Source organism: Agromyces sp. P1_H4, from assembly GCF_056405255.1.
In genome coordinates this window covers 1-19,670 of record NZ_JBFUCL010000007.1, presented here as the reverse complement: position 1 = coordinate 19,670, position 19,670 = coordinate 1, and the positions used below count along the sequence as shown (strand labels likewise).

Here is a 19,670-nt window from a genome sequence, read left to right as displayed (position 1 = left end):
ACGCGACTCGGATCATCCCGGGCTCGCCGCCGCCAGCCGCATGGTCGCGCCGGCTCTCGCCGCGAACGCGGTGGCGCTCGTCGTGATGGTGCGCCGCATGACCTCGACCGCCGCGGTCGGGGCGACGTCCGCCGGACTCGCGACGCTGATCGTGCGGTCGAGCGTCGTGCCCTGGAGCCGGACCGGCCGCAGTCCCGGCCGATCGATGAGCACCATGGCCGGCACGATCGCGACCCCGAGGCCGCGCTCGACGAAGCGCAGCACCGCGTCCATCTCCGCCCCTTCGAGCACGACCTCGGGCGTGAGCCCGGCCGCGCGGAATGCGGCGTCCGTCGTGCTGCGCAGGTCGTAGCTCGAGCTGAAGGTGACCTGCGGCAGGCGGGCGACCTCCTCGAGCGAGATGGCATCGCGCCCCGTGACCGGCGGCGCGGCGGCCGACGAGACCACCACGAGCTCCTCCACGAGCAGCGGCGTGACCGTCAACCGCTCGACCGACGAGGCATCCGTCGCCGTAATCAGGGCGAGGTCGAGCTCGCCGCTGCCGAGTTCGTCGAGCAGCCGGAGCGACCCCTGCTCCGAGAGGTGCAGTTCGATCGCCGGATGCTCCGCGTGGAACGCGCTGAGCACCTCGGCGACGAGGCTGATGCAGAGGGTGGGCGTGGCGCCGAGCCGCACCCGACCGCGCTCCAGGCCCGCGAGCTCGGCCAGCTCGCGTCGCACCGACTCCGCGTCGGCGAGCATGCGGCGTGCGAGCGGCAGCAGCGACTCGCCCGCGACGGTCAGGGTGCTGCCGCCGCGGGCCCGGTGGAACAGCTCGGCGCCCAGATCCTGCTCGAGGGCGGCGATCTGCCGGCTGAGCGAGGGCTGGGCGAGGTAGAGCTCCTCGGCGGCCCGGGTGAAGTTGCCGAAGCGCGCCACCTCGACGAAGCTCCGCAGTTGCTCGAGGTTCACATCGATAGCCTAGGCGCATCGTTCCGAGGCAGAAGATGCATTGGAGTAATCGAGCGCGCCTGCTTAGCGTGAATGACATGAGCCCCACCACCCCCGCCGGCACCACCACGCCTGAGCGTCAGATCTCCACGACCGTCCTCGTCATCGGCACCGGCGGATCGGGCCTGCGCGCCGCCATCGAACTCGCCGAGGCGGGCGTCGACGTACTCGCCCTCGGGAAGCGCCCCAAGTCCGATGCGCACACCTCGCTCGCGGCCGGCGGCATCAATGCCGCCCTCGCCACGATGGACGCCGACGACAGCTGGCAGCAGCACGCGGCCGACACCCTGAAGGAGAGCTACCTGCTCGCCAACCCGCACACCGTCGAGATCGTCACCTCGGGGGCGGCTCGCGGCATCGAGGACCTCGAGCGGTACGGCATGCCCTTCGCCCGTGAGGACGACGGCCGCATCTCGCAGCGCTTCTTCGGCGCGCACACCTACCGCCGCACCGCCTTCGCGGGCGACTACACGGGGCTCGAGATCCAGCGCACGCTGATCAACCGGGCCGCGCAGTTGAACGTGCCGATCCTCGACACGGTCTACGTCACGCGCATCCTCGTGAACGACGAGGGCGCGATCTTCGGCGCCTACGGCTTCGACCTCGAGGACGGCACGCGCTACCTCATCCACGCCGACGCGGTCATCCTCGCCGCCGGCGGGCACAACCGGATCTGGCGGCGCACCTCGTCTCGGCGCGACGAGAACACGGGCGACTCATGGCGGCTCGCCGTCGAGGCGGGCGGGCGCGTGCGMGACCCCGAGCTCGTGCAGTTCCACCCGTCGGGCATCATCGAGCCCGAGAGCGCGGCAGGCACCCTCATCTCCGAAGCCGCACGCGGTGAAGGCGGCATCCTCACCAACGGGCTCGGCGAGCGCTTCATGGCGAAGTACGACCCCGAGCGCATGGAACTCTCGACGCGCGACCGTGTGGCACTCGCCGCGTACACCGAGATCAAGGAGGGGCGCGGCACCCCCAACGGCGGTGTCTGGCTGGATGTCTCGCACCTGCCCCGCGAGACGATCATGCGGCGCCTCCCCCGCGTCTACCAGACCATGCTCGAGCTGCAGATGCTCGACATCACGAAGTCCCCCATCGAGATCGCGCCCACCGCGCACTACTCGATGGGCGGCGTGTGGGTGCGACCCGACGACCACGGCACGGATGTCCCGGGGCTCTACGCCATCGGCGAGGCATCCTCGGGGCTGCATGGCGCCAACCGCCTCGGCGGCAACTCCCTCATCGAACTGCTCGTGTTCGGGCGCATCGTCGGGCAGGCCGCCGCGGAGTACTCGCGCTCGCTCGACGCCCAGAAGCGGTCGGCCGCCGCCGTGGAGACTGCGCGCGACGAGATCGCGGCGCTCCTTGAATCCGACGGCGCCGAGAACGTGCGCGCCCTGCAGCGCGCGATCCGCGACACCATGACTGAGCACGCCGGCGTCGTGCGCGACGAGGAAGGCCTCCTCGCCGGGCTCGCCGAGCTCGACGCGATCGAGGCGCGCATGGCCGACATCGGCGTGCACCCCGACATCGCCGGCTACCAGGACCTGGCGCACGCCTTCGACCTCAAGTCGGCGGCCCTGGCGGCGCGCGCGACGCTCGAGGCCGCGCTCGAGCGGCGCGAGACCCGCGGATGCCACAACCGCAGCGATTTCCCTGACACGGATGCCGCGTTGCAGGTGAACCTCGTCTGGTCGCCCGCGACCGGCGTGACGCGCGAGGCGATCCCGCCCATTCCGGCCGAGATCGCGGCGCTCATGCGTGAGGTGTCGGTGGCCGGCAAGCTCGTCGAGTAGCCGCGAACGAGCGAACCCCTGGTCCGTGTCGGGTACGCCCTACGCCGACGGGCCCTCAGCCTGCTCTCGCAGCGCCAGCCACTCCTGGAGCTCGATCAGATTCCCTTCCGGGTCTTCCAGGTACGCGCTCAGTATCCGGTCACCCATCGGTTCCGGACCCCGGGCGAACTTCGCCCCCCGTGAGGTGAGCTCGGCGTGGGCGGCGTCCACGTCCTCCACCCGCAGGACGATCAGTGCCCGAGTTCCCTCCGGCTCCGATCCCAACGACCCCACCACGCCGGCCATCTGCGCCCGGTCCTGCAGTGCGATCGCGGCGTGTCCGGAGTCGGGGGTGAACTTGGCGTACGGACCGCTCTCGGCCTCGAATTGCGGCTCGAGCCCGAGCACGTCCCGATAGAAGCGGTAGACAGCGGGGATGTCGGATACCAACAGGCGTATCTGAGTGAGCTCCATACCGACGTTTGTAGCCGAATTCCGGCGTCGGTTCCCGAATAGAATCTCGGGATGCTGTTCGACCATCTCGCCATCAGCGTCGACGACCTCCCTCGTTCGATCGCGCAGTTCGACCCCGTCATGCAGGGGCTCGGCTGCACCCGGCAGGACGCCGACGACTCGGTGTCCTGGTACAAGGGCGAGGAGGAGCTGATCCTCTTCCCCGCCCGCGAAGCGGGCAGCGGGCCGCATCGCACCGGACGGATCGGCTGGCAGCATCTCGCCTTCGCCGTCGACTCGCGCGCCGAGGTCGATCGCCTGCACGCGATCGCCGTCGACGCCGGATGGACGGCGGTGCGCGAACCGAAGCTCTACCCCCGGTTCAACGACCGCTACTACGCGTCCTTCATCGAGGACGACAACGGCATCCGCCTCGAGTTCATGTACAACCCGCCGAGGGACTCGTCCGCGGGCTAGTTCGCGCCCACCGCCCGCTCGATGAGCGCCTGCACGTCGGGAACGAGTTCCTCGACCGGCCCTTCCACCGGCAATCCGGGCGCGATGACGTTGATCGGCAGCACGCCCACGGGCGACGGCCCGGCGCCGAGTCCCCGGCGCCAGCCCGCGATCTGCTCCGCCGAGGCGACGTAGACGATCCGGCCGAGCCCGACCCAGGCGTGCGCGGCCGAGCACATGGGGCAGTGCTCGCCCGACGTGTAGACCGTGGCCGCCGCCCGTTCGTCAACGGTCAGGTACTCCGCTGCCCACCGGGCGATCGCGAACTCCGGATGCCTCGTGGGGTCGCCCGTGCTCTGCTCCCGGTTGCGGTCGGCGAACCGCTCGACGCCCGCGCTGTCGACGAGCACCGACCCGAACGGCCCGTCGCCGGCGTCGAGCGCCTCCCGGGCGAGCTCGACCGCGCGGCGCAGGTGGATGAGGTCGATTTCCGAGATCGTCATGGGCAAACAGTATGCGGTGCCGCGTCGTCGATGGCGGATGCCGCGTGGCAACCGCCCCCGCGATACAGTCATCGGCGTAGACGTCATCAACGCCCCCGCACCCGTGGCCCCCTCGACCAGTCGGTGGGGTCTTCTTCATGCCCTCGTCGGCGTGGCCATCTTCGTCGCGTGCATCTTCGCGCCATCGTTGCTGCCCGCCGAGTGGATGTCGTATCCGGTGTGGCTCGCCGTGCGGTTCACCATGCCGTTGTTCGTCATCGGCTGGATCGTCTTCGCCTCACGGAGGTGGGGCACGGGGCGCCTCGTCGCCGACTACGGGTTGTCGTTCAAGTGGATCGACCTCCTGGCGATCCCGGCGGCCTTCGCCGTGATCTGGGTCGGCGAGCCGATCATCGCGGGCATCGCCTTGGTCATGTTCGGCGATCCGGGTGGATTCGACACGAACGTGTTCACCTCCCCCGAAGCGATGATCTGGGTGCCCGACCTGATCCTCGCCGTCCTCATCGCCCCGTTCACCGAGGAGATCGTCTTCCGCGGCATGCTGCAGCCCTCGCTGAAGCGGTGGTTCGACGGGAACGCGCCCGACCAGGATCGGAGCTTCCGGGCGACCAACGCGGCGGTGCTGATCACGGCGGCGTTGTTCTGCTCACTCCACCTGCCGCAGATCCTCGGCGGGGTCAACGGCGTGAGCCTCGCCGCGGTGACGTTCTTCTCGGGGATCGTGCTCGGGGCCCTGGCCATGGCCACCCGACGAACCGCACCGTCGATCGCGGTGCACTCGGCGACGAACCTCCTCGCGACCGCCACCGCCTACGGCCTCGTAACCTGAGCGCGACCCTTCGCCGGATCCGCTCGTGCGGTTAGTCTGACGGCCATGTCCGACGTGTTCACCGATGCAGGTCCGCGACGTGCCCGCCCCGACGACGCCGAGACGGTCGCGCGCCTGCTGCACGACTTCAACAGCGAGTTCGACACGCCCTCCCCCGGCACGGCGATCCTGGCCCAACGGCTGCGTTCGCTCCTCGCCGGACCCGGAACGCTCGCCTACCTGGTCGATGAGCCGGCGGCGGGGGTCGCGCTGGTGACCCTGCGAAGCAACGTCTGGTACGACGGACCGGTCGCCCTCCTCGACGAACTGTACGTGCAGCCCGATCTTCGGGGTCACGGCCTCGGCGCGGCGATGATCCGCCTGCTGCTCGCCGAGGCGCGGGCGACGGGCGTCTCGGCGATCGAGATCAACGTCGATGCGGGCGACGTCGACGCGCAGCGCTTCTACGAGCGCCACGGGTTCAGCGGCACAGACCCCGACACGGGAGAGCGCGCGTTCTACTACTCACTCGAGCTGTAGGCACGACCGCGAGACCCGCGCCTGCGCCGCAGCTCAGCGGCGCGGGGTCCAGCCCGACGGGAGCGGCCCGTCGATCGCGGCGCGTTCCGCGTCCGCCTCCGCAGACCAGCCCTGCGCGGCATCCGTCGCATCGAAGCCACCACGCGCGACGCGGAACCCGACGTCCTCGTGGTGCATGCGCGGAGCGCCGCCCCGCCGGGTCGAGGCCCTGACGCTCCAGGCGTCGTCGGCGAATCCGCCGCCCCGGAACACCCGATAGGCGTCGTAGCGGGCGGGATCGAGCAGGTCCCAGCACCACTCCCACACGTTCCCGAGGGTGTCGAAGAGCCCGTTCAGGTTGGGCAGCTTGGCGCCGATCTCCTGTGCGGCCGTCACGCCGTCGAGGCTGGTCCAGGCGACCTCGGCGAGCGGCCCGTAGTGCGCGCCGGTCGATCCGGCCCGGCAGGCGAACTCCCACTCCGCCTCGGTGGGCAGCCGGTACCCGTCGGCGTCGACGTGCCACGTGACGTCTTCACCGTCGAAGGTGTACACGGGGTCGAGCCCCTCCCACTCGGATGCCGCGTTGCAGAACCGGATGGCCCGCAGCCAGCTCACGTCGGTCGCCGGGCGGCGCGGATGCGTCGCGGTCTCGCCGAGCATCTCGGCGAGCTGCTCCTGCGTCACCGGATACACGCCGATCTCGAACGGCTCGAGGTCGACGCTCCACCGCACCTTGCGGCGCGCGTCGTGCAGGACCACCGTGCCGGCCGCGATCCGCGCGAGCTCGATGTCGGTGGTCATCCGGGCAGTTTGGCCGCCATCCGCGCTCAGAGCAACCCGGCGGCGCGCCTCAGGTTCGGGTCGTCCGACTCCGACCACCGCTGCACGATCCGACGTGCGCGCGTGACATCCGGTTCCTCCAACCGCTCGAGCAGCGGACCGACGACGTCGCCGGCCAGCGGATCGATGAGCTCGGGCACGCGCGCGTCGCGAAGGAACTGCTCGACCCGGGTGAGGTCGTTTCCCCGCAGGAGCGGCAGCGCACGTTGCAGCAGGACGATCGCCGCCAGCCGGCGCTCGTACACGGGCTCCGACCACAGCTCCGACGCGAGCGCCGTGACCTCGTCGTGCGGCATCCGTGGATACCGTCGGTCTGCATCGCGCACCGTGCCGCGCACCGCGCCGACGGACGCGCCGTAGAACCGGAGGCCTCCCCCGATGCGGTCGGCATCGGCATCCGCCCGAGCCTCGGAGCCCTCGGCCTGGAGGGTGCGGTCGATGAACTCGGCCGCAGACGTCATGCTTCGATTCTCCGCCAATCCGGGCGACGGGTGACGCTCGTCAGACGGCGGTGTATCCGCCGTCGACGACGAGGATCGAGCCGGTGACGAACGACGACGCGCCGCTCGCGAGGAACACGACGCTCGGAGCGATCTCCTCGGGGAGCGCGAAACGCTGCTGAGGCGCATCCTCCACCCAGTACCGCTGGAACTCGGGTCGGTCGACCGGTGCCATCTCGGTCTTGACGTAGCCGGGCGCGACGGCGTTCACGCGGATGTTGTAGGGCGCCCACTCGACCGCGAGCGACTTCGTGAGGTGGTGCACCGCCGCCTTCGAGGCGTTGTACGCCGGCTGCCACTGGGGGCGGTTGACGATCAGTCCCGACATGCTGCCGATGTTGACGATCGACCCGCCACCGAGCTCGCGCATGTGGGCACCGGCGGCGATGCTGGCCTTCCACAGGGCTCGCACGTTCAGGTCCCACACGCCGTCCCACTCCTCGTCGGTCACGTCGAACGACGGGTTGTGCACGCAGGTCCCGGCGTTGTTGACGAGCACGTCGATGCGCCCGAGGCCCTCGATCGCGGCATCCGTCATCGCCGCGACCTGCGCGTCGTCGGTGAGGTCGGCGGTGATCGGCACGAACTCGTGGCCCGCGCCTCGGGCCTCGTCGACGACCGCGGCGTTGCGTTGTGCGCTGCGTCCGGCGATGGCGACGCGCGCGCCGGCATCCGCCAGGCCGAACGCGAACGCCTTGCCCAGGCCCTGATTGCCTCCGGTGACGAGGGCGGTCTTGCCCTCGAGGCTGAATGGTGAGGTCATGCGTGCACCTTTCGTGATCCGCTCATCCCACCCCGGCCGGAGTGGGAGGCCGGCTCCAGGCGATCCCATCGGGATTGCGACCGGTCGTGATTCGACGCAACAGCCGTCCGGCACGAATGTCGACCTCCACGACGCAGTCGTCGACATCGCAGGCGGAGTACGCGCGGACGCCGTCGGGGTGCAGCACGATCGCCTGTGGGTGGTCCGGGGTTGCGATCCGATGCACGACCTCGCCCGATCGGGGATCGACCACCGCGATCTCCGAAGCGGCCCTGAGCGCGACGACGAGGTGCGAACCGCTGGCCGTCACCGCCGTGCCGAACCCGATCGACGGCAACTCGATCCAACCGACGCGCTGGAGGAGCTCCGTATCGATGACGGCGATCCGAGGCGAACCCTGGTCGGCCGTGTAGGCGAACCGTCCTCCGGGCTCGAGGCAGATGCGGTTGACCTTCTCCGCCACCTCCACGACGCCACGGAGCGCACGCGACGGGACATCGATGATGCTGACGCTCCCCGGGCCGACATTCGCCGTCACGAGGCGACGTCCGTCCGCGCTGACCGCGAACGTGTGCGACTCCGTCTGACCGGTCGGCAGTCGTGCGACGACGCGAAGGGTTCGCTGGTCGATCACGGTGACCGATTCGTCGAGCTCCGTGGAGACGACCACGCGATCCGTCGAGAGCAGGCTCGATTGGTGCGGTCGGCTCGCGAAGCCCAGCCGGATCTCGCCGACGCGCTGGAACGTCAAGAGATCGACGACGTCGACCCGCCGGCCGTCGCTTCCCGGAGACCCGACGGGCGCGTCGCTGTACACGGGCAGGAAGGCACGTCGGCCGTCGTCGGTCGCGACGACCTCATGCGGAGTGAAGCCTGATGCCGTGACCACCCCAGCAGGCATGGACGTCTCGAGGTCGATGACCTCGAGCGTGCTGTCGTCCTTGCACACGACGAGCAATCGACCGTCGTCCATGGCGCCTCCGGTCTCCAGTGAACGCCATCATCGACGTTCGTGTCCATCTCCAAGCGGGTCTCCGGTGGTTGGAAGTCGCGGTCGGCTTACTGGGTGGAACGGGCTTTGCCTCCCCGCTTCGGGGACGCCTAGATTCGCACCAGCCTCGGACCGATCGCGCTCGGCGCACTCGAGGAATCAGCAGGAACGATCAAAGGAGATCACATGAAATCCCTCATACGCTCCGGAGTCGCCCTCGTCGCCGCGGCAGCGCTCGGCGCGAGCATGGCCGTCGGAGGAACGGCCCTGAGCACTGGCAACGGGAACGGCAATGGCAACGGTCTCGGCGGACAGCCGACGACGGCAAGCGAGATCTACCTCGATGAGATCAAGGACTACGGCGTCTGCCGCGGTGCCGACCCCACCTGCTACAACGAATGGGGCAATGGCTGGACCGAGGGTGAGCCGAAACGGATCCTCATCTGGAGCCGCACCGCCGGCCCGCGCCACGCCCACCTCGGCACGCCGCTGGCGGCAGGGCTCAACCCGCCGCTGAACGCCGACAACATCGCCCAAGCCGCACTCATCGCCTGGGCGGCGGAGCGCGGGATCGCGGCCGACTACACCGAGGACCTGTCGCAGTTCCGCCTCAACAACTACCAGGCGGTCGTCTTCCTGAGCTCCAACCGGGACACCCTCGACGACGCGGCGCAGACGACGCTGATGCAGTACATCCGCGGCGGCGGCGGCTTCGTCGGCATCCACAACGCGTTCGGAGCCGAGTACCACTGGCCGTACTACGAGGGCCTGCTGGGTGGAGCGAACTTCTACAACCACGGACCGAACCGGGACGGCACGGTCGAGACGATCAACGGCAACGACGTCTCGACGTCGTTCATGCCCAAGACCTGGGCCTTCAAGGACGAGTGGTACAACCTGGTGCCCTATCCCAGCTTCGTCAACGTGCTGCTCGAGGTCGACAAGGCCACGAGCGAGGCGACCCCGGCCGGCCATGGCGAGTCGCACCCGGTGAGCTGGTGCCAGTACTACGACGGCGGCCGGGCGTGGCTGACGACCCTGGGTCACGACGCCGCGGCCTGGACCGGTGCCCCGCTGGCGGGCGACGAGTTCTTCAAGCAGCACGTGATGGAGGGCCTCGAGAGCGCCATGGGCATCAAGCCGTTCTGCGCGGTCTGAGGCACGTCCACGGACTCCGCGAGTCCTGAGCCGGAGGGCCCGAACACGCCGAAGCGGCGGCGTTCGGGCCCTTCCCACGCCGGCGAGGCGACACGATCGAGCGGGGCGTGTCCCACTCAGTGGGACCGCCCCGTCGGCAATGCCGGGCGCGCTTGCCGCCCCGACCGAAGCCGACGGATACTGCCGACATGCGATCCGCTCTCAGAGACGAGCCCGTCTCCGTGCTCGACCGGATTCTCGCCATCCTCGAGACCGTTCGGGAGTCCCACGGCTCGACCACGATCACCGGGCTCGCGCTCAGCACCGGCATTCCGAAGTCCACTGTCTCGCGCCTGGTCGGCGATCTCGTGCGGCAGCACTACCTGATGCGGACCGAGGACGGAGTCGTGATCGGCCTGAGGCTCTTCGAGCTCGGGGCGCGTGCCAGCACTCCCCGACGCCTCAGCGTTGCCGCCCTGCCGGTGCTCGTCGAGCTGTTCAACGCGACCGGTGAGCACCTGAACGTCGCGGTTCAGGAAGGGCGCGACATGCTCTCGGTGATCTCGGTGCGGGGCCGGTTGCGACCGGTACCGTCGCGGGCGGGAGTTCGCGTGCCGTCGGTGACGACCGCCCTCGGCAAGGCCGTCCTGGCATTCACGGATGACGAGTCGGTCCTCTGCAGCGTGATGAACGGCCTCGGTGCCCGCGAGCGTCACCTGCTCGAGCGGGAGCTCGCCATGGTTCGCGCGGAATCGGTCGCCATCGACCGCTGCGAGACCTTCCCGGGGGTCGTGGGCGTGGCGAGCCCGGTCCTCTCACCGGAACGGTTGCCGGTGGCTGCGATCTCCGTCGCGGGGCCGGTGACCGACATGGATGCGAACCGGATGATGCCGCTCGTGCGACACGCGGCGCTCGCGCTCACCCACCGGCTGGCACTGCAGGTGGCCTGACCGATGCCCGAGGCTGCCGCGAATGACGCGCTCGGCGTCCTCGACCGCATGACCTCCATCCTCGAGGCGTTCGACCAGGACGACCGTGGATTGGGCATCTCCGAACTCGCGCTGCGTGCAGGCCTTCCGAAGTCCACCGTCTCACGACTGGTCGCGACGCTGGTGCGCCAGAGGTATCTCGAGCGCGACGGGAAGCGGATCCATCTCGGCCTCCGGTTGTTCGAGCTCGGGCAGCTCGCCCAGCAGCCGCGAGAGCTCAGGGTCGCTGCTCTGCCGGTGATGGCCGACCTTCGCAATGYGACCGGCGAGAACGTGCACCTGGCCATCCCCGACCGCGGCGAGATGGTCTGCATCGGCGTGATGCGCGGCCGCTCGGCGGCACCGCCCACCGTCCGCACCGGCGGACGGCTGCCGATTCATGCCACCGCGCTGGGGAAGGCCGTGCTCGCGCACTCACCCTCTTCCGACGTCGAGGAGGTCCTCGCCTCGGGGCTCGAGGCCTGGACGTCCCGGACGATCAGGGATCCGGCGGAGCTGCGGCGTCAGCTCGTCGACATCCGACGGGGCGCGCTCGCGTCGGAGATCGGCGAGTTCGCTGCCGGACTGTCCTGCGCGGCGAGCGCCGTGTTCGCGCCCTTGGGCGGGCTGGTGGGGGCGGTCTCGGTCTCGGGATGCACGGACCGGTTCGACGCCGACCGGTTCGCACCGGCGATCCGCGCTGCTGCGCAGGCGCTCACGCGTCGCCTCGCGCCGGGCAGGCCGCCGGCGGTCTGACCCCGGTCAGGGCACGCGTCGGTCGTTGTGACGATCCGTCATGGTCGCAACGACCATGTCGCCGATGAGCCGTCGGTGCGACTCCTGGAGTGCGGGGTCGAGCATGTCCCGATCGAAGATGGCGGCGAAGGTGTGCCGGTTGGCGACGTGGAAGCACGCGTAGGCGCTGATCATCATGTGCACGTCGACGGCATCGACGTCGTCGCGGAAGATGCCGTCGCGCACGCCCCGCTCGATGACCTCCTCGAGCAGCGTGATGGCGGTGACGTTCTCGCGCAGAATCGTCTCCGACTGGCGCAGGTGCTCGGCGCGATGGATGTTCTCGATGCTGACGAGCTGGATGAACGCCTCGTGCGTCGTGTGGTGATCGTACGTCGCCTCCGCGAGGGTTCGCAGCGCGTCATCCGGTGACAGCTCGTCGATCTGGATCCCGCGCTCGACCCGGCGGATCTGCGCGTAGACGCGTTCCAGGACTGCGAGGTACAGCCCCTCCTTCGAACCGAAGTAGTAGTAGATCATGCGCTTCGTCGTGCGCGTGCGCGCGGCGATCTCGTCGACCCGGGCGCCCGCGTAGCCGTTCGCGGCGAACTCGGCGGTGGCGACCTCGAGGATGTCCCCCTGGGTCCGGATCGCCCGCTCGGTCATCCCGTTGTCGCGCACATCGCTCAGCCGATCGCTCATTGCGAACTCCCTCCGGCGCGGGACTGCCCCTCAGCGCGGACGAGCGCACGGAAATGCCGCTCCATCCGCTCACGATCGGGCCGCAGGCCCGAGATGATTCGGAGACTAGCGCATGCCTGCCCCACGGCCATCCGCCCACCGTCGAGCACGGGATGCCCGCGCTCGGCAGCCTGCCGGACGAGTTCGGTCTCGAGGGGTCGGTAGACGACATCCGACACCCAGGCTCCCTGCCGCAGCAGGTCGGGGTCGAAGGGGATCCCGGGGTGATGGAGCATGCCCATCGGCGTGGCGTGGACGACGCCGTTCGCGCGCGCGATCGCTCGGGGGACGTCGTCCGGTGCGATCGTCCCGATGCGGAGCGCCGGGAAGTGCGTGCGCATCCGTGCGGCGAGGTCTTCCGCGCGGGTGGGGTCGACGTCCACCAGGTCGAGCCGCTCGGTGCCCTCCGAGAGGAGCGCGTACGCGGTCGCCGCCCCCGCACCCCCGCAGCCGATCTGCACCACGCGCTCGAACGATGCTCCCGGCAGGCCTGCCACGAGACCGTCGCGATACCCCATCCAGTCCGTGTTGAACCCGATGAGACGGCCATCGTCGAAGACCACGAGGTTGACTGCTCCCAGGTGAGCGGCATCCGAGTCCAGCTCATCGACGAGGTCGACGACGAGCTGCTTGCAGGGGTGGGTGATGTTCATCGCCGCGAAGCCCGCGGACTCGGCTTCGGTGAGGATCGCGCCGACGTCCGTCGCCGGGCGGCCGAGCTCGATCAGGTCGAAGATGCGGTACTCGTAGTCGAGTCCCATCTCCCGGGCTTCCGCCTCGTGCATCGCCGGCGTCAGGGATGCGGTGATGCCCTCGCCGATCAGGCCGACGAGGTAGCGCCCTCCGAGGTCACGCGCACCGGTCACGAGGCATCCGGAATCTCGAAGTCGACCGTCGCAAGCGACACCTTCACAGGTGCGGAGATCTTCAGCACCTCGGCATGGGCCGGATGCTGCGTGTAGGCGGCCAGTCCGTCGAGGTCGTCGAAGTCGGCGACGATGGCGAGCTCATGCGAGGTCGGTCCTCCGAGCACATCCGGACCGACGCTCATGCTGCGCAGCTCGGGGATGTGACTCGGCAGTGCCCGCAGCAACGACATCCAATGCTCTCGCTGTTCCATCGTGAATTCCGGGAGGAATCGAAAGACGGCGACGTGCCGGATCACGTGAGCACCCCCCGACGTACGGCGTGGCGATGCTGGTACTGGGCCGCGAGTCGGACGGGCGCGTTGAGCGCGCCGTACCCCGCGTATCCGCCGCGACGCTCGACGACCTCTAGGAACACGGTCCCGATGGGATGCGTGTAGAAGTGCAGGAATTCCCCGGTCTCGTCCCGGTCGTACATGACGTTCAGCTCCTTGAGCTCGTCGAGGAGCGCAGGCTCGAGCTGGTAGCGCGCCTCGATGTCGTCGTAGTAGTTCGCGGGGATGTCGAGGGGCCGGAAACCGCGGTCACGAGCCGCACGAGCGAGCGCGAGGGCATCGGATGTCGCGAAGGCGAGGTGCTGCGGAAGGATCGCATCCGCGCGCGCACCCGAGGGCACCAGGTTGAGCGCGATTCGCAGGATCTCGTTGTCGCTGTGGAGGACCTGGCTGCGTACCAGGCCCACCGGTGCGGCCACCTCGATCGACGCCTCCGTGCGCAGGTCGAGCACCGAACGGAAGAAGAGCACCGCTGCATCGAAGTGCTGCCAGGGCTGGGCGAGGTTGACGTGATCGATACGTTCGACCATCTGCGGGTCGCCGTGTTCAGGGGCGCCGAACTCACTCACCCATGCCGGCGTCGATTCTCCCGCGGCACCGAAGAACACCTCCGACCCGTCAGGCGCTCGAACACCGACGAGGGGTTCCTCGCCTGTTCCCTCCTCCCGAGGAACGTCGGGAGCGAACAGGTCTCGCGCCCGTCGCAGCGCAGTGGCAGGATCACTCACGGAAAGGCCGATGCCCGCGACCGTCGGCCGCATCTGCTCCGAATCCGGCGCGCCGAGCACGATCCGAACGGCGCCTTGCGACCACAGCTCGACCGGCTTCGTCCGGTGTTCTCCATGGGAGCGGAACCCCAGTTGCCCGAGCAGGCGCCTGAGCTCGTGCACCTCGCCGGTTCGCAGCTCGACGTAGTTGATGTCGGCAGGGGGCTCGACGGCGGGAAGCCCGGCCGTGCGCATCCGAGCCGCACCTCCGCCCGCCGCGGCGCCCAAGGAGGCGGCGGTCTCATGCTCGAGCCAGCGCAGCGAGCGTCGGGCGTCGACCGCCGTCGCGAGGGGATCAGCCTGGCGGAACGTGTCGTTGAAGATCTCGAGTGAGACAGGACCGTCGTAGCCCGTTCGAACCAGGTGTGCCATGAACGTGCCGAGGTCGAAACCGCCCTCGCCCGGAAAGAGGCGGTGGTGCCGGCTCCACGAGAGCACGTCCATCGACAGGAGCGGGGCGTCCGCCATCTGCACGAAGAAGATCTTGTCGGCGGAGATGGTCTCGATCGCCTCCGGACTGTGGCCCTTCGAGAGGATGTGGAAGCTGTCGAGGCAGAGGCCGATGCGTGGGTGGTCGGCGAGCCGCACGATGCGAGCGGCTGCTTCATAGCTGTCGACGAATCGGCCCCAGGCGAGCGCCTCATAGGCGACGCGAACTCCGAAGCGCTCCGCGACGTCCCCGAGCTGGCGCAGTTGGGCAGCGGCGAGCTGCTCATCCCCGCTCCGCGCCGTAGCGACGTTGCTGCACAGCAGCAGGGTTCGGATGCCCAGGCGATTCATCAGGGCGAACTTCGACGCGGCCCGGCGAAGGTTCTGGTCGAGGAGTTCGGGGCCGACACCCTCGAAGTCGCGGAAGGGCTGGTAGAGGTCGAGGGACAGGCCGAGCTGCTCGGCTCTCGCGCGGATCGCCTCAGGGGACTCGGGCGAGGCGACCAGATCCGGCTCGAAGATCTCGACGCCATCGAATCCCGCCTCGCGCGCGGCGACGAGCTTCTGGTCGAGTGTGCCGCTCAGGCAGACCGTGGCGATCGATGTGCGCATGGCACCCTTCTGCGTCCACCGCCATCGGTGTCCGCCTGGTTCTGAAAACAGCATTGCATGGATCTGTACGAACTAGTACGTTCGGAATCAAGGGCGGTCGACGACGATTCAAGCCGCTGGGAGGGGATACTCGATGACGAGTTTCGCCGAATGGAACACGGTTCCCGCTCGGCCGGGCGCACCGGCCTCTGTGCTCGGTCGCATGATCGCGATCCTCGATGCCGTGAAGGACTCCGGCGGCTCGATCTCGATCACCGATCTCGCGTCGACGACGTGCCTGCCGAAGTCCACCGTCTCGCGCCTCGTCGCGGAGCTGACCGCACAGCGCTACGTCGAGCGCACGGAGGACGGCGTGACCCTCGGGTTGCGCCTCTTCGAGCTCGGCACGCGCGCGAGCCTCCCCCGCCGGCTGCTCACCGCCGCGGCGCCAGTCATCCGGCAGCTGCGGGATGTCACGGGTGAGCGGGTGGGGCTGTGGGTCCAGCAGGGAACGGACATGGTGTCGATCGCCGCCGTCGCGGGTCGCCTTCCGATGCTCCCCACCCGAGCCGGCATGCGCTCGCCCGCGCTGACCACCGCCAGCGGCAAGGCCTACCTCGCCTTCTGCGCCGATCAGGATGTCGTGGACCGGGTGACCGCGCCGCTCATCGACGACGACGCCGATCACTTCCGCGCCGAACTCACGCATGTGCGCGCCTCCGTCGTCGCGACGGACCTCGAGGTCTCCTACCCCGGCATCTTCGCCGTCGCGAGTCCCGTACTTGCGGGTGACCGCGTGGTGCTCGGCGCGATCTCGATCGCCGGACCCAGTGGAGCGATGGACCCGGATCGCGTCGCACCCCTCGTGCGTGCCGCAGGCACGAACGTCAGCCGTCGACTCACGGCCGCGTAAGACATGCGCACCGCGGAGTGGACTGATTCGATCAGCGTGCTCGACCGCGTGACGGCCGTCTTCGACGCGTTCGGCGAGGAGGACGAAGGGCTCGGTGTCTCGGAGCTGGCCCGGCGTGCCAACCTTCCGAAGTCCACGGTCTCTCGGCTCGCCGCCGATCTCGTCGCGCAGCGCTTCCTCGACCGCGATGGCGCCAAGCTCTACCTGGGCACTCGCCTCTTCGAATTGGCCATGACCGTCGAGCAGCCGCGAAGGCTGCGCCACCTGGCGCTTCCGGTGATGACCGAGCTGCGCGACGCGACCGGTCAGACGGTGAACCTGGCGGTGCTCGAAGGCGCCGACGTCGTCTTCGTCGCGATCGTGCGCGGCGAGTCCGCGTCGAAGCCGTTGGCGAGGATGGGCGGCCGCCTCCCCGCACACGCGACGGCACTCGGGAAGGCCATCCTGGCCTGCTCACCGCAGGACGTCGTCGAGCGCGTCATCCGGGGCGGCCTTGAGGTGCGCACGCCGCACACGACCTCCGAGCCGTCGGCATTGCGGCGCGAGCTGATCGAGATCCGCAGGCTCGGGGTGGCGACCGAGAATGAGGAGTGCGCCATCGATCGCGCATGCGCGGCGAGCCCGATCCTCGGCCATGGTGGCGCGCCCGTCGCGGCGATCTCCGTGACCGGGACGGTCTCGGACGTGGTCCCCGACCGCGTCGCTCCGGCCGTGCGCGCCGCCGGGATGACGCTGAGTCGTCGGCTGGGCACGAGCCCGGCGCACTGATCCTCGAGCCGGTCGGACACTCGGAAAACGGGGTGGGTGCGTCTGCACACCCACCCCGTTCCTGCCTCGCGGAGGTCAGTCCGCGGTTTCGCGGATCGCCTGGTAGGCCTCGAGGTTCTCTCCGCTGAAGTAGCCCTCGAAGAACTTCTCCGCCTGACTGATGAAGGCATCCATGTCGATGTCCTCCTTCTCGATCACCGTGAACGCGTCGTTCGCGCGGTACTCGTCGAGGATCTCCTCGGTCGCCTCTTCGACGCACTCCCGGTTCTCGGGGCGGATCTCGTGGACGGTCTCCTCGAGCAGAGCCGTCTGCTCCTCGCTCATCTTCTCGTACGTCTTGTCGCTGACGAGGATCCAGTGGATGCCGACGTTGTGGTCGTTCAAGATGGCGGTGTTGAGGACCTCATCGTAGCTGGACGAGTGCGTCGCGACGATCGGGTTCTCCTGGCCTACCGCGATCCCCTGCTGCAGGGCGGTGTAGACCTCTTCGACCGCTACCGACACGGGGCTGGTCACTCCGAGCGCTTCGGCATTCGCGAGGAAGATCGGGGAGTTCGGGAATCGGATCGGCACGCCCTCCAGGTCATCGGGGCCGTGCACCTCGACGTCCTTGGTCGTGAAGGTGCGGTTGCCGAAGAACCAGCCGTCGACGATGTTGACGCCGGTGGCCTCATGGAACCCCGAGAACAGGTCTTCCGAGCCCTCGTCGATCCACTTGAACGCGTGGTCCACGTCATTGAACGCGTAGGCGGCATCGACGACGCCGATCGGCTCGTACGTGGCGCTGAGCGCGGACGCACCCTGCAGGTCGATATCGATGTCGCCGGCCTGCACGAGCGGGAAGCGGTCTGCGTCGGGGCCGAGCTGACTTGCCGGATACAGCTCGACGGTGAAGCCGATATCGGCTTCCTCGAGTCGCTCCTTGAGGAGCTCGACTCCGCAGAAGTAGTTCGGGGTCTGCTCGTTCTGGCTCGTCGCGACAGTGATGGTCACGGGCTTGTTGTCCGAAGCGCCCGCGTCACCGGACTCTTCGGGAGTGCCGCCGCCGCCGGCACAGCCGGTGACGACGAGGGTGGTTGCTGCGAGCACCGACGCGGCGATCAAGCCTCGGCGCGTCGATCGGGCTGTGCCCATGGGACTCTCCTCTTTTCTTCGCACGTCTTCGTGCAAGCGCCGACGTGAGATCGGTGGCCGAAGCGCGACATGCAGTCGACATGCTTCGCACGGGGCGAGATCGTCGTCGACCACGCTGTCAAGCTACGGCTCGGTGGCAGTGCCGACTCTTACGGACTTCGATCGGTTCGCAAAGCGATGTCCCGTCGAGTGGAACATGCTGGCCCGGGGTTCCAGTGGAGACGTCGCCGCTGAATGGAACGATTCGTGTGCGTCGATTCATCCTGCCATACGCTCGGTTCCGACCGGCGCAACGGCGACGTTGCAGGGAGGCCCCATGACCGCATCCGAAGCACCCCCTCTTCGCATCGGAGTGGTCGGAGCAGGTTTCATGGGGCGGCAGCACATCGAGTTCATTCGAGCGGCCCCCGGGGCCGTCCTGGCTGCGATCGCCGACCCGTTCCTGTCCGCGGACGTGCGTCACGACGGTCCGATATATGCGGACGTGGTGACGATGCTCGACGCAGGTGGGATCGATGCCGTCATCATCGCCAACCCCAACTCCCTGCACGTCGAGACAGCGGTCGAATGCCTCGAGGCCGGCGTCGCGGTGCTGCTCGAGAAGCCGATCGCCACGGACTCCGCTGATTCGCGTCGCCTCGTCGACACGGTTGCCAGGCTCAACGGGCGACTCCTGGTCGGCCACCACCGCCGCCATCATCCGGCCGTCGCAGGTGCCCGCACCGCCATCCGCGACGGCGAGCTCGGAGAGATCGTCGCCGTCAGCGGGCTCTGGTCCGCGCGCAAGGACGACGCGTATTTCACCGACACGCCATGGCACCGCGAACCGGGCGCAGGCGTCATGCTCATCAACGTCGTGCATGACCTCGACCTCTTGCGGCACCTGTGCGGCGAGGTGGCCGAGATCCAGGCGATGCGCGGTTCGCACGCCCGTGGCCTCGAGGTCGAGGACACGGTGTCGCTGAACCTCCGATTCGAGTCGGGAGCGGTCGGAAGCTTCCTCGCCTCCGACGCCGGGGTATCCCCGTGGGGATGGGACCAGGCCACCGAAGAGACGCTCGCGTTCCCATTCCTCCCCGACGAGGTCGCCTACCGGATCGTCGGCACGCGCGGGGCGCTGTCGGTGCCGAACCTCGCGAAGTACACCTATGGTCCGTCGGTCTCCCACGACTGGCATTCGCCGCTCTCTCGCACCTACCTTCCCGTCGAACGGCGCGGTTCCTTCGAGGCGCAGCTCGACCACTTCATCGACGTCGCACGTGGAACGGCGGAGCCACTCGTCACGGCCGACGACGCCTCCCGCACGCTCGCACTCGTCGAAGCGGCGGCGCTCGCCGCCGGCACCTCCGGGACGGTCGACGTCGCGCGGTTCCGGGCGGAAGTCGAACCACCGGAGCAGTCGTGACCGGGCAGCGATGACGACGCGGCGTGGTCGGGTGTTCGACGCGATCGTCGTCGGCGGAGGACTCGCAGGCCTGGCCGCGACGCAACGCCTCGCCGAGAACGGACTGACCGTCGCCCTGGTGGAGAAGCGTGATCGGCTGGGAGGCAGCTCCGCCTTGAGCGGAGGCTGGTTCGCGTTCTCCGCCACCACCCTCCAGCGCCGAGCGGGGGTCGAGGATTCCGACGACCTGTTCCTGGCGGACATGGCGGCGACCGGCGGAGGCTTCGCCGACGAGACGCTGCTG

At 69.0% G+C, this 19,670-nt stretch carries 23 protein-coding genes; 11 read left to right on the top strand and 12 right to left on the bottom strand.

What is annotated here, in order from left to right:
* Positions 1–12: 12 nt before the first annotated feature.
* Positions 13–951, bottom strand: a complete 939-nt coding sequence (locus AC1DY2_RS01310) for a LysR family transcriptional regulator (protein ID WP_476760770.1) — start codon at positions 949–951, stop codon at positions 13–15.
* Positions 952–1,028: 77 nt separating this feature from the next.
* Between AC1DY2_RS01310 and AC1DY2_RS01305 the strand changes: the two genes are divergently transcribed.
* Positions 1,029–2,786 carry an L-aspartate oxidase gene (locus tag AC1DY2_RS01305; protein ID WP_476760769.1) on the top strand — a complete coding sequence of 586 codons (1,758 nt, stop codon included), beginning with the start codon at positions 1,029–1,031 and terminating at the stop codon, positions 2,784–2,786.
* A gap of 39 nt (positions 2,787–2,825) precedes the next feature.
* Here the strand turns inward: AC1DY2_RS01305 and AC1DY2_RS01300 are convergent, their stop codons facing one another.
* Entirely contained in the window at positions 2,826–3,239 is a 414-nt protein-coding gene (locus AC1DY2_RS01300; protein ID WP_476760768.1) for a VOC family protein, read from the bottom strand.
* Between the two features lie 51 nt (positions 3,240–3,290).
* Between AC1DY2_RS01300 and AC1DY2_RS01295 the strand changes: the two genes are divergently transcribed.
* Positions 3,291–3,695: a VOC family protein gene (locus tag AC1DY2_RS01295; protein ID WP_476760767.1), complete on the top strand. Its 405-nt coding sequence runs from the start codon at positions 3,291–3,293 to the stop codon at positions 3,693–3,695.
* Here the strand turns inward: AC1DY2_RS01295 and AC1DY2_RS01290 are convergent.
* The gene (locus AC1DY2_RS01290) at positions 3,692–4,177 is read right to left on the bottom strand and encodes a nucleoside deaminase (protein WP_476760766.1); all 486 of its coding nucleotides are present in this window, start codon (positions 4,175–4,177) and stop codon (positions 3,692–3,694) included. The two genes, AC1DY2_RS01295 and AC1DY2_RS01290, sit on opposite strands and share 4 nt — an antisense overlap.
* Positions 4,178–4,328: 151 nt before the next feature.
* On the opposite strand from AC1DY2_RS01290, the gene AC1DY2_RS01285 reads away from it, so the two are divergent.
* Positions 4,329–5,006 (top strand): lysostaphin resistance A-like protein, encoded by a 678-nt coding sequence (locus tag AC1DY2_RS01285; RefSeq protein WP_476760765.1) that lies wholly within the window; start codon positions 4,329–4,331, stop codon positions 5,004–5,006.
* A gap of 45 nt (positions 5,007–5,051) precedes the next feature.
* Positions 5,052–5,525, top strand: coding sequence for a GNAT family N-acetyltransferase (locus AC1DY2_RS01280; protein WP_476760764.1), 474 nt, complete (start codon positions 5,052–5,054; stop codon positions 5,523–5,525).
* Between the two features lie 33 nt (positions 5,526–5,558).
* Here AC1DY2_RS01280 and AC1DY2_RS01275 read toward each other — a convergent pair whose 3' ends face one another.
* From AC1DY2_RS01275 to AC1DY2_RS01260, 4 genes are read right to left on the bottom strand one after another with little or no spacing between them, the layout of a single operon-like run.
* Positions 5,559–6,305: a formylglycine-generating enzyme family protein gene (locus AC1DY2_RS01275; RefSeq protein WP_476760763.1), complete on the bottom strand. Its 747-nt coding sequence runs from the start codon at positions 6,303–6,305 to the stop codon at positions 5,559–5,561.
* Positions 6,306–6,331: 26 nt separating this feature from the next.
* Positions 6,332–6,805, bottom strand: a complete 474-nt coding sequence (locus tag AC1DY2_RS01270) for a DNA alkylation repair protein (protein ID WP_476760762.1) — start codon at positions 6,803–6,805, stop codon at positions 6,332–6,334.
* Positions 6,806–6,845: 40 nt separating this feature from the next.
* A complete protein-coding gene (locus tag AC1DY2_RS01265) occupies positions 6,846–7,607 on the bottom strand; it encodes an SDR family NAD(P)-dependent oxidoreductase (protein ID WP_476760761.1) in 762 nt (253 codons plus the stop codon).
* A 22-nt stretch (positions 7,608–7,629) separates the two neighbouring features.
* Positions 7,630–8,580: a YncE family protein gene (locus AC1DY2_RS01260; protein WP_476760760.1), complete on the bottom strand. Its 951-nt coding sequence runs from the start codon at positions 8,578–8,580 to the stop codon at positions 7,630–7,632.
* Positions 8,581–8,784: 204 nt separating this feature from the next.
* On the opposite strand from AC1DY2_RS01260, the gene AC1DY2_RS01255 reads away from it, so the two are divergent.
* The 3 genes from AC1DY2_RS01255 (at position 8,785) to AC1DY2_RS01245 (ending at position 11,459) form a co-directional block, all read left to right on the top strand.
* The gene (locus tag AC1DY2_RS01255) at positions 8,785–9,756 is read left to right on the top strand and encodes a ThuA domain-containing protein (RefSeq protein ID WP_476760759.1); all 972 of its coding nucleotides are present in this window, start codon (positions 8,785–8,787) and stop codon (positions 9,754–9,756) included.
* Between the two features lie 188 nt (positions 9,757–9,944).
* Positions 9,945–10,685 (top strand): IclR family transcriptional regulator, encoded by a 741-nt coding sequence (locus AC1DY2_RS01250; RefSeq protein ID WP_476760758.1) that lies wholly within the window; start codon positions 9,945–9,947, stop codon positions 10,683–10,685.
* Positions 10,686–10,688: 3 nt separating this feature from the next.
* Entirely contained in the window at positions 10,689–11,459 is a 771-nt protein-coding gene (locus AC1DY2_RS01245; protein WP_476760757.1) for an IclR family transcriptional regulator, read from the top strand.
* A 6-nt stretch (positions 11,460–11,465) separates the two neighbouring features.
* Here the strand turns inward: AC1DY2_RS01245 and AC1DY2_RS01240 are convergent, their stop codons facing one another.
* From AC1DY2_RS01240 to AC1DY2_RS01225, 4 genes are read right to left on the bottom strand one after another with little or no spacing between them, the layout of a single operon-like run.
* A complete protein-coding gene (locus tag AC1DY2_RS01240; protein WP_476760756.1) occupies positions 11,466–12,140 on the bottom strand; it encodes a TetR family transcriptional regulator in 675 nt (224 codons plus the stop codon).
* Positions 12,137–13,045 carry a shikimate dehydrogenase gene (locus AC1DY2_RS01235; protein WP_476760755.1) on the bottom strand — a complete coding sequence of 303 codons (909 nt, stop codon included), beginning with the start codon at positions 13,043–13,045 and terminating at the stop codon, positions 12,137–12,139. Before AC1DY2_RS01235 ends, AC1DY2_RS01240 begins: the two co-directional genes overlap by 4 nt.
* Positions 13,042–13,344, bottom strand: a complete 303-nt coding sequence (locus AC1DY2_RS01230; protein WP_476760754.1) for a Dabb family protein — start codon at positions 13,342–13,344, stop codon at positions 13,042–13,044. Before AC1DY2_RS01230 ends, AC1DY2_RS01235 begins: the two co-directional genes overlap by 4 nt.
* The gene (locus AC1DY2_RS01225; protein WP_476760753.1) at positions 13,341–15,188 is read right to left on the bottom strand and encodes a bifunctional sugar phosphate isomerase/epimerase/4-hydroxyphenylpyruvate dioxygenase family protein; all 1,848 of its coding nucleotides are present in this window, start codon (positions 15,186–15,188) and stop codon (positions 13,341–13,343) included. The genes AC1DY2_RS01230 and AC1DY2_RS01225 overlap by 4 nt, the downstream gene beginning before the upstream one ends.
* 202 nt (positions 15,189–15,390) lie before the next feature.
* Here AC1DY2_RS01225 and AC1DY2_RS01220 point away from each other — a divergent pair, with 202 nt between their 5' ends.
* Together AC1DY2_RS01220 and AC1DY2_RS01215 are read left to right on the top strand one after the other, a co-directional pair.
* A complete protein-coding gene (locus AC1DY2_RS01220) occupies positions 15,391–16,080 on the top strand; it encodes an IclR family transcriptional regulator (protein ID WP_476760752.1) in 690 nt (229 codons plus the stop codon).
* A 3-nt stretch (positions 16,081–16,083) separates the two neighbouring features.
* Positions 16,084–16,848, top strand: coding sequence for an IclR family transcriptional regulator (locus AC1DY2_RS01215; RefSeq protein WP_476760751.1), 765 nt, complete (start codon positions 16,084–16,086; stop codon positions 16,846–16,848).
* Positions 16,849–16,923: 75 nt separating this feature from the next.
* Here AC1DY2_RS01215 and dctP read toward each other — a convergent pair whose 3' ends face one another.
* The gene (gene dctP / locus AC1DY2_RS01210; RefSeq protein WP_476760750.1) at positions 16,924–17,982 is read right to left on the bottom strand and encodes a TRAP transporter substrate-binding protein DctP; all 1,059 of its coding nucleotides are present in this window, start codon (positions 17,980–17,982) and stop codon (positions 16,924–16,926) included.
* Here dctP and AC1DY2_RS01205 point away from each other — a divergent pair.
* Together AC1DY2_RS01205 and AC1DY2_RS01200 are read left to right on the top strand one after the other, a co-directional pair.
* Positions 17,981–19,387 carry a Gfo/Idh/MocA family protein gene (locus AC1DY2_RS01205; protein WP_476760749.1) on the top strand — a complete coding sequence of 469 codons (1,407 nt, stop codon included), beginning with the start codon at positions 17,981–17,983 and terminating at the stop codon, positions 19,385–19,387. The two genes, dctP and AC1DY2_RS01205, sit on opposite strands and share 2 nt — an antisense overlap.
* A 31-nt stretch (positions 19,388–19,418) precedes the next feature.
* The coding region (locus AC1DY2_RS01200; RefSeq protein WP_476760748.1) for an FAD-dependent oxidoreductase at positions 19,419–19,670 on the top strand (252 nt) is incomplete at its 3' end.

Coding starts and splice junctions, on each gene's coding strand:
- AC1DY2_RS01275 (WP_476760763.1), bottom strand. CDS start 6,305: ATGACCACCGACATCGAGCTCGCGCGGATCGCGGCCGGCACGGTGGTC.
- AC1DY2_RS01220 (WP_476760752.1), top strand. CDS start 15,391: ATGATCGCGATCCTCGATGCCGTGAAGGACTCCGGCGGCTCGATCTCG.
- AC1DY2_RS01205 (WP_476760749.1), top strand. CDS start 17,981: ATGGGACTCTCCTCTTTTCTTCGCACGTCTTCGTGCAAGCGCCGACGT.
- AC1DY2_RS01280 (WP_476760764.1), top strand. CDS start 5,052: ATGTCCGACGTGTTCACCGATGCAGGTCCGCGACGTGCCCGCCCCGAC.
- AC1DY2_RS01300 (WP_476760768.1), bottom strand. CDS start 3,239: ATGGAGCTCACTCAGATACGCCTGTTGGTATCCGACATCCCCGCTGTC.
- dctP (WP_476760750.1), bottom strand. CDS start 17,982: ATGGGCACAGCCCGATCGACGCGCCGAGGCTTGATCGCCGCGTCGGTG.
- AC1DY2_RS01225 (WP_476760753.1), bottom strand. CDS start 15,188: ATGCGCACATCGATCGCCACGGTCTGCCTGAGCGGCACACTCGACCAG.
- AC1DY2_RS01270 (WP_476760762.1), bottom strand. CDS start 6,805: ATGACGTCTGCGGCCGAGTTCATCGACCGCACCCTCCAGGCCGAGGGC.
- AC1DY2_RS01295 (WP_476760767.1), top strand. CDS start 3,291: ATGCTGTTCGACCATCTCGCCATCAGCGTCGACGACCTCCCTCGTTCG.
- AC1DY2_RS01265 (WP_476760761.1), bottom strand. CDS start 7,607: ATGACCTCACCATTCAGCCTCGAGGGCAAGACCGCCCTCGTCACCGGA.
- AC1DY2_RS01255 (WP_476760759.1), top strand. CDS start 8,785: ATGAAATCCCTCATACGCTCCGGAGTCGCCCTCGTCGCCGCGGCAGCG.
- AC1DY2_RS01250 (WP_476760758.1), top strand. CDS start 9,945: ATGCGATCCGCTCTCAGAGACGAGCCCGTCTCCGTGCTCGACCGGATT.
- AC1DY2_RS01290 (WP_476760766.1), bottom strand. CDS start 4,177: ATGACGATCTCGGAAATCGACCTCATCCACCTGCGCCGCGCGGTCGAG.
- AC1DY2_RS01240 (WP_476760756.1), bottom strand. CDS start 12,140: ATGAGCGATCGGCTGAGCGATGTGCGCGACAACGGGATGACCGAGCGG.
- AC1DY2_RS01215 (WP_476760751.1), top strand. CDS start 16,084: ATGCGCACCGCGGAGTGGACTGATTCGATCAGCGTGCTCGACCGCGTG.
- AC1DY2_RS01260 (WP_476760760.1), bottom strand. CDS start 8,580: ATGGACGACGGTCGATTGCTCGTCGTGTGCAAGGACGACAGCACGCTC.